This window comes from Kitasatospora sp. NPDC059462 (genome assembly GCF_042749955.1).
Taxonomy (GTDB): Bacteria; Actinomycetota; Actinomycetes; order Streptomycetales; family Streptomycetaceae; genus Kitasatospora.
In genome coordinates this window covers 1-18,396 of the sequence record NZ_JBHYUU010000076.1, presented here as the reverse complement: position 1 = coordinate 18,396, position 18,396 = coordinate 1, and the positions used below count along the sequence as shown (strand labels likewise).

Genomic DNA, 18,396 nt, shown 5'->3' with positions numbered 1-18,396 from the left:
CCCCGGGCCGTGTTACGCCGCGGCCCGGGCGTCCGTGGCGAGGGCCTCGGCCGCGGGGAGGTTGGGCTGCGGGTGGGTCAGCAGGTGCACGCCGGCCGCGAGGGCGCCGCCGAGCAGCGGGGCGAGGAGGAACAGCCACAGCTGGGAGAGCGCCGGGCCGCCCGCGAACAGGGCCGGGCCGAGGCTGCGGGCCGGGTTCACCGAGGTGCCGGTGAGCGGGATGCCGACCAGGTGCACGACCACCAGGGCCATGCCGATCGGCAGCCCGTCGAAGCCGGTGACGGCGAGCCGGTGGGTGACCGCGAGGACGACGTAGACCAGCAGGAAGGTCAGCACGATCTCGGTCAGGAAGGCGCCACCGGCGTTCATGTGGACCTGCGAGCGGTCACCCCAGCCGTTGGTGCCGAGCTTGCCGTGGGTCTCCAGGCCGGGGACCTGCTTGGCGAGCACCAGCACCAGCGCCGCACCGGCGATGGCGCCGAGCACCTGCGCGACCCAGTACGACACCGCCGTGCGGCCGTCGATCCGGCGGGCCAGCAGGAAACCGAGCGTCACCGCCGGGTTCACGTGGCAGCCGGAGACCGGGCCGATCGCGTACGCGAGCGCGAGCAGCACGAAGCCGAACGCGAGCGCGATGCCCACCGAGCCGATGGCCTCCCCCGCCAGCACCGCCGCGCCCACCGCCAGCAGCACCAACAACAGCGTTCCGAGGAACTCTCCGACCACCGCTCGCCTGTCCATCCGGGTCCTCCTGACCTCGTGCGCGCGGGCGGCCCGACGCCGCCCGTCACTCCCGGTCAACCCTCTGCACTCGAATGGGGGAGCGCATGTCGGCCGACCGGGCGATCCCCGTGATCACGGGGATTCCGAGCGTCGGATTATTCCAAACGAGTGAAAATCAGACCAATCCGGACTTAGGGAACGATCAGGACGATCTTCCCCCGCAGGTGCCCGCGCGCGCTCTCGGCCTGCGCCTCGGCCGCGTCCGCCAGCGGCAGCACCCGGTGCAGCGGGAGCGTCAGTTCGCCCGCCCCGAACAGGTCGAGCGCGCCGTTCAGCGCCGGGCGGTCGTAGGTCTCGGTCGCCTCGCCGCCGGTGAAACGGACCCCGTGCTGCTCGGCGCCCTGCCAGTCGGCGATGGTCAGCACGTGCTCCACGCCACCCGCCAGCTCGGCCGACAGCGGCAGCACGCCCGCCCCGGCCGCGTCCAGCACCCGGTCCACACCGTCGGGGGCGACGGCCCGGACCCGCCCGGCCAGGCCCTCGCCGTACGCCACCGGCACGGCGCCCAGCTCGCGCAGGTACCCGTGGTTGGCCTCGCTCGCGGTACCGATCACCCGGATCCCCCGGGCCCGGGCGAACTGCAGCAGCAGCGTGCCGACGCCGCCCGCCGCGCCGTGCACCAGCAGCGTGTGGCCGGACCGCACGTCCAGCAGGTCGAGGGAGCGCCAGGCGGTCTCCGCGGCCACCGGCACCGCCGCGGCCCGCGCCCAGTCCAGCGCGGCCGGCTTGCGGACCAGCCGGCCCGCCTCCGCCAGCACGTGCTCCGCGTACCCGCCGCCGTGCACCCCGCCCAGCACCTCGTCGCCGCTCCGCCACTCGGTGACGTCCGCGCCGACGGACTCCACCACACCCGCGACCTCGTAGCCGAGGACGGCGGGGAAGGTGACCGGGAACAGACCGGTCAGCGCGCCGGAGCGCACCTTGTGGTCGAGCGGGTTGACGCCGACGGCGCGCACGGCGATCCGCACCTGGCCCGGACCGGGCGCGGGCAGCTCGATCCCGATCGGCCGCAGGACGTCCACGCCGCCGTACTCGGTGAAGCCGATGGCCTTGGTCGGAAGGGTTCCGGGGCCGGAGGTGTTGCTCATGGGAATGCCCACCGTTCGTTCGTTCCAGGGGACTTGGCTCGTCCCGGTGACGACTCCAGCCTGGTGCGGAGGACGGCGCCGTCCGCCCGGCCGTTCGGGCGGTTCCACCTGTCCGTTCGGCCGGGCCGGCGGGGGCGGGCGCGAACTACGCTGGTCGGCATGGCGGAGCAGCTGCGGGGCGACGGCGGACACGAGGACGGGCGCGGGGACGGGCCGGGGGGCGAGGACGGGCCGGGGGCCGGCGGGTGGTCCTGGGACGACCCCGCGGGGGCACTGGCCCTCACCGCCGAGGTGCTGCGCACACCCCGGCCGAGGCTCATGGCGAAGATGTCCGAGGTGATCGCCGGGATCGTCCCGCACCTGGCGCTGGCCCAGCTGAGCGGGATCTGCACGCACTCCCCCGCGAGCGCCGCCGGCCCCGAGGAGCTGTCCGCGCGGATCACCGGTGCGGAGCTCGCCAGGCTCCGGGAGGAGGTGACGCCCGGCCGTCCCTGGCAGGGCGAGGCGGTGCTCGGCGGGCGCCCGCACCCGGCCGTCGCCGTGGCGGCGGCGCCGACCGGCAGCAACGGCGCGCTGCTGGTCCTGGTCCGCGCGGCGGGCGGGCCGCACGGCGGCCGCGCCGGGGCGGCGCCGGTGCCCGAACGGGCGCTGCGCGTGCTGCAGCAGCTGTGGGAGCTGCTGACCACCCACTCCCACCACCGGGCCGTCGACGCCGCGCCCACCCACGCCGCCGCCTCACGCGCCTCGGCGAGCGCCCGGGCGCGCACCATCGCCGAACTCGGCGGCGCCCACGCCTCCGCGCTCTCCACGATCCTCGCGCCGCTGCGCTCCGCCGCCCTGGACGACGCGACCGCCCGGCGCAACGCCACCGAGCTGGCCGTCACCGCCCTGCTCGACCTGCGCGGAGCCGCCGCCCTCGACCGCGAGCTGAGCGAGGAGCCGGCCGCCACCGCGTTCTCCCGACTCGCCGACGCGGTACGGCCGTTGCTCCGTCACAGCCCGATCCGGCTGGACCTGCTGCCCCCGGCCGAGGGGGACCGCACGGTGCCCACCGACACCGCCCACACCGCCCGCGAGGCCGTCCGCGCCACGGTGCTCGCCATGCTGGAACAGGAGGGCCTGAGCCGTCTGCACGTGCGGTGGCAGTTCGTCGACAACGGCCTGCGCGCGGTCGTCCGGGACGACGGCCCGGGGCTGCTGACCGCCGACGCACTGGCCGTCCACCGCACCGCCGACCGGATCTCCGCCCTGGCCGGGCGCCTGACGCTCGACGCCGTCCCGGGCTGGGGCACCACGGTCACCGTCGACCTTCCCCTGCACGCCCCGCAGGCCTGCCCGGGCGCCGCGACCCACTCCCTGGAGGGCCTGCACCCGAGGGAGCTGGAGGTGCTGGACCAGCTCGCCCGGGGCCGCCGCAACCGCGAGATCGCGGCCACCCTGCACATCAGCGAGTCCACGGTGAAGTTCCACGTCGCCAACATCCTGGCCAAGCTCGACGTCACCTCCCGCGGCGAGGCCGCCGCCCTCGCCCGCCACGCCGGCCTCCCCACCCCACCCCCGACCCCCCTCCACGCCGTCCCGTGACCACCCGTTGGTGTGTTATGGGGGCCCAACCTAGTGCCCACTCCCGGCCCACCCACCGAAGGACGACCCCCAGCAGCAGTGCGGGCCGACGACCCGTACAGAAAGTCGACCCGACCGACTTCCCACTCCCGGCCACCCACCGAAGAACCCGCACGACCCGCCGCTCACCCCCGCACAGAAAGTCGACCCCGCCGACTTCCTACTCCTGGTCCGCTCGCGGGCGCGGCCGGTCGCCTCTCCGGCCCGGGTGCGCCGGTCCTCGGCGGCCAGGTCGGCGAGTTCAGGCCGAGCAGACAAGGTCGAAGGTGGCGACGCGGAGCAAGGGCGGGCGGGACATGACCGAGGAGGGCCGTGATGGGACCCCTCAGGGTCCCTTGGGGCGGATGCGGGAGCGGCCGGTCGCCTCTCCGGGTGCGCCGGGCTTCGGCGGCCGGGTCGGCGAGTTCGGGCCGAGCGGACAGGCCGAACGTGGCGGCGCAGAGCAAGGGCGGGCGGGACGTGACCGAGGAGGGCCGTGGTGGGACCCCTCAGGATCCCTTGGGGCGGGTGCGGGCGCGGAGGTGGAGGCGTTCGCCCTGTTTGCCGAAGAGGCTGAGGACTTCGACGTCACCGGCCCCGGTGGAGCCGAACCAGTGCGGGTTCTGGCAGTCGAACTCGGCCGCCTCGCCGGCCGCGAGGACGACGTCGTGCTCGCCGAGCAGCAGCCGCAGACGGCCGGAGAGCACGTAGAGCCATTCGTGCCCGGTGTGGGTGGCGAGGGAGGGGGTCTGCTGGGCCGCCGGGATGGTGATCTTGAACGCCCGGGGCTCGGTGCGGTGGCGGGAGAGCGGGACGAAGGTCCGCCCGTCGGCGCGCCCCGGGTGCTGGTGGACACGCGGGTCCTGGACGCGCGGGGCGGCGACGATCTCGTCCAGCGGGACGGCGAGGGCGGCGGCGATCGGCAGCAGGAGTTCCAGGCTGGGTTTGCGCTGCTCGGACTCCAGCCGGGAGAGCGTGCTCTTGGAGATGCCGGTGGCCTGGCCGAGCTCGGCCAGGGACATGCCCTTGCGCTCGCGCAGCCGACGCAGCCGGGGGCCGATCTGGCGCAGCGTGGCGGCGATCTCGGGGTTGGCGTCCTGGTCCATACGGACGATCGAACCAGGACGTCCCGGTCGCGGCAACGCTGCCCCGGCCCGCCGCCCCGCCGGAGACGGGCGCCCACCCCGGACGCGCGCCGGGCGGCGCGCTGTCACATCCGGGCCCGCCGCGCCGTCTGCCTCCCGACAGCGGCCGCGGCCGGGGGCGCCCCGGACCGGCCGGACACGGACGAACAGCGGAGGACGGGCCCATGACGCGGCGAATCACGATCATCGGCGGGGGCTTCGGCGGGCTGACGGCGGCCATCTCGGCGGCCGAGGCGGGCGCCGGGGTGACGCTCCACGAGGCACACCGGCGGCTCGGCGGACGGGCCCGCACCGCACAGGCGCCGTACCGGACCAACGAGGGACCGCACGCCTTCTACCGGCGCGGCCCGCACTGGGCGTGGCTGCGGCAGCGCGGGCTGGCCGGCCCGACGGCCCGCGTCCCGCTCGGCGCGCTGCTGCGCACCCGCTACCTCCTCGACGGCCGGCTGCACGCGCTGCCGCCGCTGGCGCTCTCCCGGCTGGCGGCCCGTCGGGACGCGCCGGTCGGCCGGACCTTCCTGGGCTGGGCGAGCGAGGTGGCGGGCGAGCGGACGGCCCGGGCGGCGGCCAACTTCGCCGCCGTGGCGACCTTCCACCACGATCCGGGGCTGCTGTCGGCGGCGTTCACCCAGGAGCGGTTGCGCCGCGCCGCGAGCCTGCCGCCGGAGGCGGTGTACCCGGTGGGCGGCTGGCAGTCGGTGATCGACCGGATGACGGCCCGCGCCCGGGAGCTGGGCGTGCGGGTGGAGACCGGCTCCCGGCTGGAGGCGCTGCCGCCCGCCGACCACCCGGTGATCGTCGCGACCTCGCTGGAGTCGGCGCGCCGGCTGCTGGGCGACCCGGGCCTGTCCGGGGAGAGCGGCCGGACGCTGCTGCTCGACGTGGCGCTGCGCTCCCGGCACGGCGACGCCTTCTTCGTCTCGGACCTCGACCGCACCGGCTGGGTGGAGCGCTTCACCACCCAGGACGGCAGTCTGGCCCCGGCCGGCGAGCAGCTGGTCCAGGCCCAACTTCCGCTGGCTCCCGGTGAGTCGCGGGAGTCCGGGGTGGCCCGGGCCGAACACCTGCTGGAGCTGGGCTTCCCGGGCTGGGCGGAGCGCCTGTGTTGGCGCCGCACCGCCGTCGCGGCCGGCCGCACCGGTGCGGTGGACCGCCCGGGCACCACCTGGCGCGACCGCCCCGCGATCGACCGCGGCGACGGCGTCCTCCTCGTCGGCGACCAGGTCGCCGCCCCGGGCGTCCTGAGCGAGGTCTCCTTCACCAGCGCGCTCGAAGCCGTCGCCCTGGCCCTCACCGGCCGGCCCGCCCACCGCCCCACCCGGCGGACCGCCCCCACCGGGACCACCCGGTGACGACGACTCGACGTGCCCCGGGTGACGCGCCGAGGTGCCGGACGCCCCGAGGCGGGCCAGAGTCGGGGTCAGCGGTCGGCCGGCCGTGGACGCGGGGCGCCACCCGCGGGTTCGGCGTCGATGCCGTCGATGCCGTCGATGCCGTCGGTGCCGTCGGTGCCGACCGGCCCGCGGGGAAGCACCCGGTCCAGCCACTTCGGCAGCCACCAGTTGGCCCGGCCGAGGAGTGTCATGGTCGCCGGCACCAGCACCATGCGGACGACCGTGGCGTCGACGAAGATCGCGGTGGCCAGGCCGAGCCCGAACATCTTGCTGGAGGGGTCGTCGGCGACGGCGAAGGACAGGAAGACCGCCACCATGATGAGGGCGGCCGAGGTGATGATCCGGGCGGTGCCCGAGATGCCCTCGACGATCGCCGTGCCGTTGTCGCCGGTGCGCAGGTACTCCTCGCGTACGCGGGAGAGGAGGAACACCTCGTAGTCCATCGACAGGCCGAACAGGATGGCGAAGAGGAACATCGGGATGAACGACACGATCGGAACCGTCGCTTCCAGCCCGATGAGTGGGCCTCCCCAGCCCCACTGGAAGACCGCGACCATGATGCCGTAGGCCGCGCCGATGCTCAGCAGGTTCAGCAGGACCGCCTTGAGCGGTACGAGGACCGAGCGGAAGACCAGCACCAGCAGCAGGAACGACATCGCCAGCACGGCGGCGACGAACACCGGCAGGCGTTGGCTGGTGCGTCGGCCCACGTCGGACAGGCTCGCGGCGGCGCCGCCGACGTGGGCCCTGGCCGGGCCGTGCCCGATCGCCGCGGGCAGCACGTCGGTGCGCAGCCGGGCGATGGTGTCGGCCGTGGCCCCGTCCTGGGGGCTGGTGGTCGGGAACACCACGAGGGTCGCGATGCCGGTGGCCCGGTCGAGGTGCGTCGGTGCGACGGATGCGATGCCCGGATCCGCCGCGACCGCTGCGACGAGCCGGTCCAGCGCTCCCGGATCACCGGTGGGGTCCGCGGCGATGACGAGGGGACCGTTGGTGCCGGGGCCGAACCCCTCGGCGACGAGGTCGTAGGCCCGGCGCTCGGTACGGCTGTGGGGCAGTGAGCCGTCGTCGGGCAGGCCGACGCGCAGGCCGAGCACGGGCAGCGCCGCGGTCAGCAGCAGCCCCGCCGCGCCGACCGCGTAGGGCACCGGGTGCCGGCCGACGTGCCCGATCCAGCGACGCCACCCGGCGGCGTGGGCGGCGCCTGCCGCCGGGTCCCGGCGCCGCGCGAGTCGGCCCGGCCGCCTGTGCTGCAGGGCCCGGCCGATCCGGCCGGGCCGGGCCAGGCGTGGGCCGGCGGCGCCGAGGAAGGCCGGCAGCAGCGTCACCGACGCGAGCACCATGGCCAGGACGACGATCGAGACGGCGAGCCCGCCCACCGTCATGAACGGGACGTTCGCGACCGCCAGGCCGAGGATCGACACGACGACGGTGCCGCCCGCGAAGACCACGGGCCGGCCCGCCGTGGCCACCGCCCGGCCCGCCGCCTCGCGGGGATCGAGCCCGCGCGCGAGGTACTCCCGGTGCCTGGCGAGCACGAACAGCGCGTAGTCGATGCCCACTCCGAGCCCGACCATGCTGCCCAGGACCGGTGCGAAGGTGGGGACGTCCGTCACCCCCGCCAGGACCGTCATCGTGGCGACCCCGACGGTCAGTCCGAAGACCGCCATGCCGATCGGCAGCGCGGCGGCGACGAGCGAACCGAACGCCAGGAACAGGATCGTGGCCGCGGCGAGGAGGCCGATCAACTCGCTCACGCCGCCGTCGGGGTCGGCGAAGGCGTAGAAGAGGTCCCCGCCCATCTCGACGCGCAGCGGCAGTTCGGCGCGCAGCCGGTCGCCGAGACCGACGAGGGCGTCGAGGTCCTCGGCCGACAGCCGGCTCTGGTCGGGGTACTGCACCCGGACGACCGCGATCCGCCCGTCGGCCGAGACGAGGCCGCCGCGCACGGCGGTGTCCCCGCCCGCGTCGAGCGCCCCCGCCGGATCGCTGGTGCCGAGCACGTGCGGCAGCCGCTCCACCTCGGTCCGCAGCCGCGTGAGAGCGGCGCGCGCGCCGTCGTGGTCGAAGAACGTCGCGGCGCCGTCGAGGGGGGTGACGACCACCTGGGCGGTCATCCCCTCCTGGCCGGTGCCGGCCCGCGCGATCAGTTCCGCGGCCCGCTGCGAGTCCAGTCCCGGAGCGGTCATCGCATCCGCGTTCCGCCCGCCGAAGGCGACGGCGGCGAGGACGGCGAGCGTGGCGGCGACCAGCCATGCCGCGATCACCCGCCGGGGACGGCGGGCGGCGCCTGCCCCCAGGCGCAACAGGGCTTTCGAGAGCATCGGGTCCTCCAACCACCTCGTCGGCCGTCCTTGTGCGGCCGACGGTGCCGAGGCTCCTCGCCACGGCGCTCCGCGGCATCGGCCCGCGGGCCGCGGATCCGTCGGCCCCGGGGCGGAGTGACGACCCGTCCTTTCGGCCGATGCGCGGCACGCCGCGGTCCCTAGGCTGAGAACCGTGCTACGAGACGACCTGCGAACCCTGTGGACCGAACCCCGGCCGCCCGCCGCGCCCGCCCGGGTGCGGCGGGACTGGGCGCTGCCCGCCGCGGGCCTTGCCGGTGTGGCGCTGGAGGCCGCCCTGCGCGAGGACGTCGTGTGGCGTCCGGTGGCGGTGGTGTTCACCGTCTGGCTGTGCCTGCTGCCCCTGTGGCGGCGGACCCGCCCGCTGGCGACGGTCACGCTGGCGTTCGGCTCGGTGATCCTCCTTCAGGCGGCCGCGCTCGTCGCCGCACCGCGCGGGCCCGTCGGCCTGGACACGGCCGCGGTCGTGCTCGTGCTGGTGTACGCGCTGCCCCGGTGGGGATCGGGACGGGAGATCGTGCTGGGCGGCGCGGTGATCGTCGCGGCGTGCGCGCTGTGCGCCGTCACGGCCGAGGGCCCGGCCGTCGAGCGGGTCGTGGGCTTCGTCTTCGGGCTGCTGCCCGGCGTGCTCGGGGCTGCGGTGCGGTTCCGGGTGACCGCTCGCGAGCGGCAGTTGGAGCAGGTGCGCTCCCGCGAGCGCGAACAGCTCGCCCGGGAACTGCACGACACGGTGGCCCACCACGTGTCGGCCATGGTGATCATCGCCCAGGCGGGCCGGGTGCTCGCGGGCACCGACCCGTCCGCCGCGGTCCGGGCGCTGGAGGGGGTCGAGGAGGAAGGGGCGCGCACGCTGGAGGAGATGCGCGCCATGGTCGCCGCACTGCGCGACCGCGGGGTCGGCGCCGAGCTGGCGCCCCCTGCCGGCGTCGCGGATCTGGAGCGCCTGGTGCGCACCCCGGGTGGTCGCCTCAGGGTCGACCTGGGGCTCGACGGCGAACTGGACGCGCTGCCCCCGGCCGTGGACGCCGCCGTCTACCGGATCGTGCAGGAGTCGGTGACCAACGCGCGGCGCCACGCGGTCGACGCGACCGAGGTCGTCGTCCGGGTCGCCACGGAACGGCACACGGTACGGGTGAGCGTGCGCGACGACGGCCGGCGCACCGGCCGGGGTCGCGACGGGTACGGACTCACCGGGCTGCGCGAGCGCGCGACCCTGATCGGCGGCACACTACGAGCCGGCCCGGGCGCCGACCGGGGCTGGCACGTCGAAGCCGAGCTGCCGAGAGCGAGGAGCGAGAGCGGTGTCCATTCGCGTCCTGGTCGCTGACGACCAGACGATCATCCGCACCGGGCTGCGGATCATGCTGGACGCCCAGCCCGGCATCGAGGTGGTCGGCGAGGCCGCCGACGGACGGGAAGCGGTCCGGCTGGCCCGCGAACTGCGCCCCGACGTCTGCCTGTTCGACATCCACATGCCCGGACTCGACGGGCTCGCGGCCACCCGGCTGCTCGCCGGCCCGGGCGTCGCCGACCCGCTGGCCGTGGTCGTCATCACCACGTTCGACCTCGACGAGTACGTCTACGGCTCGCTGCGTGCCGGTGCCCGCGGATTCCTCCTCAAGGACACGGGACCGGACCTTCTGGCCCAGGCCGTCCGGTCGGCGTCCGACGGGGAGGCGCTCATCGCGCCCAGCGTCACCGTCCGTCTGCTCCGGGCCTTCGCGGACCTGCCCGCCGGCCGGCCCGCGGCCCAGCCGGTCTCACCCGTCACCGCCCGCGAGGAGGAGGTGCTCCTCGCCGTCGCCCGCGGGCTGACCAACACCGAGATCGCCGACGCGCTGCACATCAGCCTCAGCACGGTGAAGACGCATCTGGCGAGCCTGATGGCCAAACTCGGCGCCCGCAACCGGGTCGAGATCGCGATGTGGGCCTACGAAACGCGCCGCATCCTCCCCGGAACCTGAGCCGGGGTGCCGGGCCTCGTCCCGGATCACGACTCGAAACGCCCCCGCGGGCCGGGCGGCGCCGGTGCTGCCCGTGGGGACCGTGACGCCCACGGGCGGCGGGCCGAACTCGGCGGCCTCGCCCGGCCGGAGGACGAACACACGATCACGGAGGCCACCCGACAAGGGCCCGACGTCGGACGCCCGAGGACTCCGGCTACCCCCCGGACGCGGCGCCGGTGCGCAGCACGGCCTGGTCGCCGTGGGGGCCGTAGAGGTGGAGGATCTCCACGGCGTCGGCGCCCGCCGGGCCGAACCAGTGCGGCTCGGCGGTGTCGAACTCGGCGGCCTCGCCGGGGTGGAGGGTGAACGCGCGGTCGCCGACGAGGAGCCGCAGGTCGCCGGCGAGCACGTAGAGCCATTCGTAGCCGGCGTGGCTGACCAGCCGGGGTTCGCGCGGGGCGAGGACCTGTTTGAAGACCTGCACCCGGCCGGGGTACTGGGTGAGCGGGACGAGCACGCTGCCGGTGTCGCGCCGGCGGGGTCGCAGGTGGACGCGGGGGTCGCCGGTGGCGGGGGCGGCGATCAGGTGGTCCAGGGCGACGCGGTGGGCGCGGGCGAGCGGGATGAGCAGGTCGAGGGTGGGGCGGCGGTGGCCGGACTCCAGGCGGGACAGGGTGCTCACGGAGATGCCGGTGGCGGTGCCGAGGGCGTCCAGGGTGAGGCCCCGGCCGAGGCGCAGCGCACGCAGCCGGGGCCCGATGGCGGCGATGGTCTCCGCGACGTCGTCGTCGGCGCCGTCGGTGGCAACGGCAGCCGCAGCGGCGTCGGCGGCGGCGTCGGTGGTGGCGGGGTCGGCGTCCATGGACGTGATTCTGCCCCGGGACCACCCCTTTGCGGTTTCCGCAAGAACGCTGCCCCACGGCCCTCCCCCGGCCCCAGCATGGGCGCGCCGTGATGACGATCCGACCGGAAGGCGTGTCCGCCCCATGACCACCACCCCCGCGACCACCACCCCCACGACCACCACCCCCACGACCACCACCGCGACAGCACCACCGCCCCCGCCCCTGCTCACCGCCCGTCGGCGCTGGACCGTGCTCACCGTCTGCGCGCTGAGCCTGTTCCTGGTCGGCCTGGACACCACGATCGTCAACGTCGGCCTGCCCGCGATCGGGCGCGGTCTGCAGGTGGGCACCCGCGACCTGGAATGGATCGTGGACGCCTACACCGTCGTCCTCGCCAGTCTGCTGATCACGGCCGGCGCGCTCGCCGACCGCTTCGGGCGCCGCCGGGTCTTCCAGTGCGGCCTGCTGCTCTTCGGCCTCGCCTCGCTCGGCTGCGCGCTCGCGCCGTCGACGGGCGCGCTGGTCGCGGCGCGCGCCCTCCAGGGCGTGGGCGCCTCGATGCTGAGCCCGGTGGCACTGGCCATCGTGGTGAACGCGATGCCCGACCCCCGGGAGCGGGCCCGGGCGATCGGGGTGTGGGCGTCGGTGTTCGGGCTGAGCATGGCGGCGGGGCCGGTGACCGGCGGGGCGCTGGTCGCGGCCTTCGGCTGGCGGTCGGTGTTCTGGGTGAACGTGCCGGTGGTGGTGGCGGCCGTGGTGCTGACGGCGCTGGTCGTGCCGGAGTCGCGGGCACCGCGCGCCCGCCGGCTCGACCTGCCCGGGCAGGCCCTGCTCACCGCGGCCGTGGCGGCGGCGGTGGCCGTGTTGATCGAGGGGCCGCGGCTGGGCTGGGCCTCGCCGTGGACGCTCGCGGGGTACGCGGTGACGGCGGCGGCCACCGCCGGGTTCGTGCGGGCCGAACGCCGCCGGGCCGAACCGCTGATGGACCTCGCGCTGTTCCGGCGGCCGGTGTTCGGCACGGCGGTGCTGGGCGCGGTGGCGGTGTTCGTGGCGCTGACGGTGAGCCTGCTGCTCACCACCTTCCAGCTGCAGCACGGCCGGGGGTGGACGCCGCCGGCCGCCGGGCTGGCCGCGCTGCCGATGGCGCTGGGGGCGACGGTGTGCGCGCCGCTGTCCGGCGTGCTGGTGAGCAGGGGCGGGCCGCGCCGGCCGCTGCTGCTCGCGGCCTGGTTCACCGCGGCCGGCGGGGCGCTGCTGCTGGTGCGCACCGGCCTGTCCGAGGGGGGCGCGGCCGACGTTCCGGTCCTGCTGCTCGCCCTGCTGCTGCTCGGCACCGGCTTCGGCTTCGCCAACGCGCCGATCACCAACACGGCCGTCGGCGGCCTGCCGGCGGACCGCGCCGGGGTGGCCGGGGCGATCACCTCGACGGCCCGGCAGGTCGGCTCGGCCGTCGGCGTCGCCGTGGCCGGCGGCCTGGTGGCGGGCGCGACCCCGGCGGGCCTCGCCGCCGCCTCCCGCCCGGGCTGGCTGCTGGTCACGGCCTGCGGCCTGTTCCTGCTCCTGGTCGCCCGCGCCTCGCGGCAGCGCTGACCGGGAACCCCGTGCGCACCGCGTGCGGACCGCGTGCTGCGGGCCGGCCCCGGTGGGCCTGCCGCTGCCGCTACTCCTGCGGCGGGACCACCGCCGACGCCGTGCCGCCGGTCAGCTTCAGCAGTTCCTCGTACGTCATCGGCACCACGGTGTGCGGGTGGCCGGCGGCCGCCCACAGCAGCGCGTACCCGGCGAGGTCGGTGTCGACGACGGTGCGCAGCGGCGCCGGGTGGCCGACCGGGGCGACGCCGCCGATGGCCTGGCCGGTGGCCTCCCGTACCTGGGCGGCGCTGGCCCGGGTGATCGGCCCGGTGCCCAGGACGCGGGCGAGGAAGGCGGTGTCGACGCGGTGGGCGCCGCTGGTCATGACGAGCAGGGGCGCGCCGTCGCAGACGAAGACCAGGCTGTTGGCGATGGCGCCGACCTCGCAGCCGAGGGCGGCGGCCGCCTCGGCGGCGGTGCGGGCGGAATCGGGCAGGACGCGGATCTCCCCGGGCAGGCCGGCCTCGGCGAGGGCGTCGGCGACCGCCCGGCTGCGGCTGGGCAGGGATGTGTCGTCGGTCATCGCCCCATCCTGCCGCACCGCCCCGGCGCCCGCGGGGGCCGAGGCCCCGGCGCCCGCCCGCCCGACGGCGCTGAGCACCGCCCGGACGCCGGCCGCCAGCACCGAGGAGTCGCGCCCGGCGCCCCAGACCACCTGCCCGTCGACCCGGGCCTCGACGTAGGCGACGGCGTCGCTGTCGGGACCGGTGCGCACGGCGTGCTCGGTGAACTGCAGGATGTCCACCTCGTGCCCGGCCGCGCCGAGCGCCGCCGTCACGGCGGCCAGCGGCCCGTTGCCCTCCCCGCGGTACCGGTCGCCTCCCGGCGTGAGCGACAGCGACGCGAAGTGCCGCCCGTCGGCCTCCCCGGTGTGCCAGTGCGCCGCGGCCGGTGCCGCGTCCAGGTAGGCGGCGCGGAACAGGCCGTACAGCTCGTCGGCGGTGATCTCGCGCCCGCTGTCGTCCGTCGACTCCTGGACCACCCGGGAGAACTCGATCTGCAGCCGGCGCGGCAGGTCCAGCCCGTGCCCGGTCTGCAGCAGGTAGGCGATGCCGCCCTTGCCGGACTGGCTGTTGACCCGGATCACCGCCTCGTAGTCGCGCCCGAGGTCGGCCGGGTCGATCGGCAGGTACGGCACGTCCCAGGGGGCCTGGCGCTCGGGCACGCCGAGGCGGGCGGCGGTGGCGGCGTGGTGGGCGAGGCCCTTCTTGATGGCGTCCTGGTGGGTGCCGGAGAAGGCGGTGTGGACGAGGTCGCCGGCGTAGGGGTGGCGTTCGGGGACGGGCAGCCGGTTGCAGTGCTCGACGGTGCGGCGGATCCCGTCGATGTCGGAGAAGTCGAGCATCGGGTCGACGCCCTGGGTGTGCAGGTTCAGCGCGAGGGTCGCCAGGTCGACGTTGCCGGTCCGCTCGCCGTTGCCGAACAGGCAGCCCTCGATCCGCTGGGCGCCGGCCAGCAGGGCGAGTTCGGCGCAGGCGATGCCGGTGCCGCGGTCGTTGTGCGGGTGGACGGAGAGGATCACCGCGTCGCGCCGGGCCAGGTGCCGGTGCAGGTACTCGATCTGGTCGGCGTAGACGTTGGGGGTGGCGATCTCGACGGTGGCGGGCAGGTTGTGGATCACCGGGCGGTCCGGGCTCGCGTCCCACAGTTCGGTGAGGCCGTCGCACAGTTCCAGCACGTAGTCCGGTTCGGTCAGGTTGAAGACCTCGGGCGAGAACTGGAAGCGCAGGCCGGGGCGGTCGCCGCCGCGGCGGGCCATCCGCTCGGCGGCGGCGGTGACCAGCTCCCGCACCTGGGCCCGGTCGCGGCCGAGGACGAGCTCGCGCCAGACGGGGGCGGTGGCCGTGTAGAGGTGGACGACGACCCGGGGCAGTCCCTCGACGGCCTCGAAGGTGCGGTCGATCAGGTCGGCGCGGGCGGCGGTGAAGACCACGACGGTGACGTCCTCGGGCACCGCGCCGGGGGTGGTGGCGAGGTGGCGCACGAAGTCGAAGTCGGTCCGGCTGGCGGAGGGGTAGCCGACCTCGATCTCCTTGAAGCCCATGGCGAGGAAGAGGTCGAACATCCGGCGCTTGCGGCCCGGGTCCATCGGTTCGGCGAGCGCCTGGTTGCCGTCCCGCAGGTCGACCGGGACCCACAGCGGGGCCCGTTCGATCCGCCGGGCGGGCCACCGGCGCCCGCCCGGCAGGGCGTCGACGGGCGGCAGCGGGACGCGCTCGTGGGCGGGGCGGTAGCGGTGGGAGGGCATGGAACCGGCGCGTTGGGGGTTCCAGGCGGGGGCGTCGGCCGGGACGGGACCGGCGGGTGTCCGCAGGGTGGCGAACGGTTTGACGTTCTGTGCGGGTTCGGTGGAGCGCACGGGGTGCGGCGTCCTTCCCTGGTTCGGTGTCGAGGGGACGACGACCGGCAGCACGGCGACCCGCAGCGGGGTGCCGGTCTGTCAGACCCCGCTGCGGCCACCGAGAAGAAGGCTCCACGTCTGCATGATGGCGAGTACCGTAGCCGTGAACCGTCCGGCGGGACAACCCCGTTCCACTCGGGGGGACTTGCCGCACGGGCCGGCGGGCGCTGCCGCGCGACCGGCCGGACCTGCCCCGCAGCCCTCCGGGGCGGGGCGCGCGGCGGCCGCGGAACCGCCCCGGCGGGGCCGTGGATCCCGCGCTCCGGCGATGTCAAGGACTTGTGTGTGCGCGGTCCGAAGATCGAACGGGCTTTCACTCCTAACACACCGTATGACTAGTATCGCCTCGTCATAAAGCCCGTGCCCCGGTCGGTGCGGCCCCTCCCGGGCCGGCCGCCAGCCCCAAGGAGTCAGCTCTGCGCGCGCGTGCGAATCGGCGGCCCCCGACGCCGAAGGCCCCCCGCAGGCGTCGTCCGCGCCTGTCACTGCGGACGGCACTGCTCGTCCTCGCCCTCGTCCCCAGCATCGCCCTGGCCGTCCTGTGGGCGGTCACCAGCGGTGTGACCTTCTTCGACTTCCAGCGTCAGGCGGACCAGGGACTGCTGGCCCAGAAGGCGGGACAGCCGTCCAACATCGTCTACTACAACCTCCAGGAGGAGCGCCGCCTCACCGCCGAGGCGCTCGCCCGGCCCGGCACCGCCGCCGTGACCGACCAGCTGAAGCGCCAGCGCCAGCTCACCGACGAGGCCGTGCAGAAGTTCCAGGTCCTCTCCAAGGAGACCGCCGACAGCGCACCCGCCGAGGTGCTCACGGCCGTCGCCGAGGCCCGGCGCGCGATGGACAAGCTGGGCGACCAGCGGGCCGCCGTCGACAAGGGCACCGCCGACCAGCAGAGCGTCTACGCCTACTACACCGACCTGATCGCCGTGGACCTCCGGCTGTTCACCACGCTCAGCCACGGCGACAACGGCGAGGTCACCTGGATCTCCAAGACCCTGGTCAACGCCTTCTGGGCGAAGGAGATGCTGGCCCGCGAGGACGCGGTCCTCGCCCGCGGCTGGCCCTCCGGCAAGCTCGCCGCCGCCGACTACCAGCTCGTCCAGCAGGCGATCGGCGCCCAGGAGCACCTCTTCTCCGTCCAGGTCGTCCCCTACCTCCCGGAGGACGAGCGGGGCGCCTGGTCGGAGCTGATGAGCGGCACCGCGTGGCAGGCCAAGACCTCCGTGGAGCAGGCGCTCACCCGCCCGGCCGTCGCCGACGCCACCGGCACCGTCCGCCTGCCGCAACTGCAGGACCAGTGGCGCCAGGCCCTCGACCAGATCAACCCGCCGCTGGTGAAGGCCCTGGAGACCCGCACCGACGGCGTGGTCGTGGTCGGCAAGGGCACCTTCCTCTCGCTGCTCACCCGGGTCGCGCTGACCGCCGTGATCGGCCTGCTCGCGGTGATCGCGGTGGTCGTCACCAGCTGGCGGCTGACCCGCTCGCTGCGCCGCCGGATCAAGGACCTCCACCTCCAGGCGCAGGAGCTGGAGCGCACCCTGCCCGAGGTGGTCGAGCGGCTCGCGCGCGGCGAGCAGGTCGACGTCGAGGCCGAGAGCCGGGCGATCACCGCCGGGGCCCGGGCCCGCGGCGCCGACGAGCTGGCCGAACTGGGCCAGGCGCTGAACCTGGCCCGCACCTCCGCGCTGGAGACCGCCGTCCGCCAGGCCGAGCAGCACCGCGGCTTCGAGCGGCTGCTCCAGCGCATCGCCCGCCGCACCCAGCTGCTGATCGGCCAGCAGCTGCGCAAGCTGGACACCCTGGAGCGCCGGCACGAGGACCCGGACGTCCTGGAGGGCCTGTTCGACCTCGACCACCTGACGGCCCGCCTGCGCCGCTACGAGGAGAACCTGGTCATCATGGCCGGGGGCCAGCCGCAGCGGAAGTGGCGCAAGCCGGTGCCGCTGCTGGACGTGCTGCGCTCGGCGCAGGGCGAGGTGCAGGAGTACCGCCGCATCGTGCTGGACGTCGAGGGCCACCCGTGGCTCTCCGAGCGGGCGGTCGGCCCGGTCGCCCACGTGGTCGCGGAGCTGATGGAGAACGCGGCCAGCTTCTCGAAGCCGCCGACGCCGGTCGACGTGCGGGCAGCCGTCGTCGGGCGCGGGCTCGCCATCGAGATCGAGGACCGCGGCCTCGGCATGGACCTGGAGCAGTACGACGCGGCCAACGCGCTGATGGCCGCTGCGCTCGCCGACGACCCGCCGCGCACCGACATGCTGGCGCGCGGCGACGACATCCGCCTCGGCTTCCACGTGGTGGGCCGGCTGGCGGCCGCGATCGGCCTGCAGATCGAGTTCCGCCCGTCGGCCTTCGGCGGGACCAGGGTGGTGGTGCTCGTCCCCGGCGAGTACGTGCTGGACGGCGACGCCGGCCTGCCGGGCGGCGCCGAGGTCACCCCGATCCCGCTCGCCCGGCGCCAGCGGCCCGAGCAGCACAAGGAACCCGCGCCGCTCGCCTCGGTGACCGAGATGCCCTCGGCCGCGACCGCCCCGGCGTCCTCGCCGGTGGTCGCGGTGGACGAGGCGGAGGAGCGCGCGGCCCTCGCGGCGCCCGGGGCGGACCCGGACCAGACGGGCGGCGACTGGTTCACCCCCGGCGCCCACCCGGCCCCGGCCCAGGCCTTCGCCCACGTCGAGTACGTGCCGCCGTCCGACGACGAGGTGTTCGGCGCCGCCCCGGCCCGCGAAGGCTTCGGGAGCGGCTTCGAGGACGGTTTCGAGAACGGCTTCGAGAACGGCTTCGCCGAGGGCTTCGAGGGCTTCGGCGGCGGCTTCGGGCACGGCGACGCCGACGGCTACCTGTACCCGCTCGCCGAGGCGGGCCGGCCGGTCGAGCACGGCACGCCGTACGGCGCCCAGGCGCACGGCGCGCCCGACCGGCCCGCGCAGCCCCGGTACGACGACCCGGCCTACCCGGACATCGCCTACGCGACGGTGACGCCCGCCGAGGCGCCGTACGCCGACGAGCAGTACCGGCCCGCCGACCACTACCGGCTGGCCGAGCGGCGGCGCGAGGACGGCACCGGCCCGGCGCCGCAGCCGGCCCCCGCCTCCCCCGCCGCCCCCGCCCCGGCCGCGCCGCAGCCGGGCTCCCAGCCCCCGCTGCCGCAGCGGGTCCGGCAGGCCAGCCTGGCCGCCGAGCTGCGCGTCCCCCCGCCGCCCCGGGACTCCTGGACC

12 protein-coding genes and 1 pseudogene are annotated in these 18,396 nt (G+C 75.7%); 6 read left to right on the top strand and 7 right to left on the bottom strand.

The window, feature by feature from the left end; translation table 11 throughout:
• Nucleotides 1–12 precede the first annotated feature (12 nt).
• The gene (locus ACFXAM_RS19915; protein WP_380292950.1) at nucleotides 13–741 is read right to left on the bottom strand and encodes an MIP family channel protein; all 729 of its coding nucleotides are present in this window, start codon (nucleotides 739–741) and stop codon (nucleotides 13–15) included.
• 173 nt (nucleotides 742–914) lie between these two features.
• Entirely contained in the window at nucleotides 915–1,871 is a 957-nt protein-coding gene (locus ACFXAM_RS19910; RefSeq protein WP_380292948.1) for an NADP-dependent oxidoreductase, read from the bottom strand.
• A gap of 159 nt (nucleotides 1,872–2,030) precedes the next feature.
• Here ACFXAM_RS19910 and ACFXAM_RS19905 point away from each other — a divergent pair, with 159 nt between their 5' ends.
• A complete protein-coding gene (locus ACFXAM_RS19905) occupies nucleotides 2,031–3,455 on the top strand; it encodes a LuxR C-terminal-related transcriptional regulator (RefSeq protein ID WP_380292946.1) in 1,425 nt (474 codons plus the stop codon).
• 527 nt (nucleotides 3,456–3,982) lie between these two features.
• Here the strand turns inward: ACFXAM_RS19905 and ACFXAM_RS19900 are convergent.
• The gene (locus ACFXAM_RS19900; protein ID WP_380292944.1) at nucleotides 3,983–4,579 is read right to left on the bottom strand and encodes a helix-turn-helix domain-containing protein; all 597 of its coding nucleotides are present in this window, start codon (nucleotides 4,577–4,579) and stop codon (nucleotides 3,983–3,985) included.
• Nucleotides 4,580–4,782: 203 nt separating this feature from the next.
• Here ACFXAM_RS19900 and ACFXAM_RS19895 point away from each other — a divergent pair, with 203 nt between their 5' ends.
• Nucleotides 4,783–5,970 carry an NAD(P)-binding protein gene (locus ACFXAM_RS19895; protein WP_380292942.1) on the top strand — a complete coding sequence of 396 codons (1,188 nt, stop codon included), beginning with the start codon at nucleotides 4,783–4,785 and terminating at the stop codon, nucleotides 5,968–5,970.
• A gap of 68 nt (nucleotides 5,971–6,038) precedes the next feature.
• Here the strand turns inward: ACFXAM_RS19895 and ACFXAM_RS19890 are convergent, their stop codons facing one another.
• Nucleotides 6,039–8,336, bottom strand: coding sequence for an MMPL family transporter (locus ACFXAM_RS19890; protein WP_380292940.1), 2,298 nt, complete (start codon nucleotides 8,334–8,336; stop codon nucleotides 6,039–6,041).
• A 175-nt stretch (nucleotides 8,337–8,511) separates the two neighbouring features.
• Here ACFXAM_RS19890 and ACFXAM_RS19885 point away from each other — a divergent pair, with 175 nt between their 5' ends.
• Both ACFXAM_RS19885 and ACFXAM_RS19880 read left to right on the top strand, forming a co-directional pair.
• The gene (locus ACFXAM_RS19885; protein WP_380292938.1) at nucleotides 8,512–9,684 is read left to right on the top strand and encodes a sensor histidine kinase; all 1,173 of its coding nucleotides are present in this window, start codon (nucleotides 8,512–8,514) and stop codon (nucleotides 9,682–9,684) included.
• Nucleotides 9,659–10,321 (top strand): response regulator, encoded by a 663-nt coding sequence (locus ACFXAM_RS19880; protein WP_380292936.1) that lies wholly within the window; start codon nucleotides 9,659–9,661, stop codon nucleotides 10,319–10,321. The genes ACFXAM_RS19885 and ACFXAM_RS19880 overlap by 26 nt, the downstream gene beginning before the upstream one ends.
• A 196-nt stretch (nucleotides 10,322–10,517) precedes the next feature.
• Here ACFXAM_RS19880 and ACFXAM_RS19875 read toward each other — a convergent pair whose 3' ends face one another.
• Nucleotides 10,518–11,165 (bottom strand): helix-turn-helix domain-containing protein, encoded by a 648-nt coding sequence (locus tag ACFXAM_RS19875; protein WP_380292934.1) that lies wholly within the window; start codon nucleotides 11,163–11,165, stop codon nucleotides 10,518–10,520.
• 124 nt (nucleotides 11,166–11,289) lie between these two features.
• Here ACFXAM_RS19875 and ACFXAM_RS19870 point away from each other — a divergent pair, with 124 nt between their 5' ends.
• Nucleotides 11,290–12,738, top strand: a complete 1,449-nt coding sequence (locus ACFXAM_RS19870) for an MFS transporter (RefSeq protein ID WP_380292932.1) — start codon at nucleotides 11,290–11,292, stop codon at nucleotides 12,736–12,738.
• 70 nt (nucleotides 12,739–12,808) lie between these two features.
• Here the strand turns inward: ACFXAM_RS19870 and ACFXAM_RS19865 are convergent, their stop codons facing one another.
• Both ACFXAM_RS19865 and ACFXAM_RS19860 read right to left on the bottom strand, forming a co-directional pair.
• The gene (locus ACFXAM_RS19865) at nucleotides 12,809–13,303 is read right to left on the bottom strand and encodes a YbaK/EbsC family protein (protein WP_380292985.1); all 495 of its coding nucleotides are present in this window, start codon (nucleotides 13,301–13,303) and stop codon (nucleotides 12,809–12,811) included.
• A 54-nt stretch (nucleotides 13,304–13,357) separates the two neighbouring features.
• Nucleotides 13,358–15,028: pseudogene (locus tag ACFXAM_RS19860) on the bottom strand (2-isopropylmalate synthase); the annotation flags it as partial.
• 713 nt (nucleotides 15,029–15,741) lie between these two features.
• Here ACFXAM_RS19860 and ACFXAM_RS19855 point away from each other — a divergent pair.
• Nucleotides 15,742–18,396, top strand: a 2,655-nt coding sequence (locus ACFXAM_RS19855) for a nitrate- and nitrite sensing domain-containing protein (protein WP_380292930.1), incomplete at its 3' end; no start/stop codon positions are given.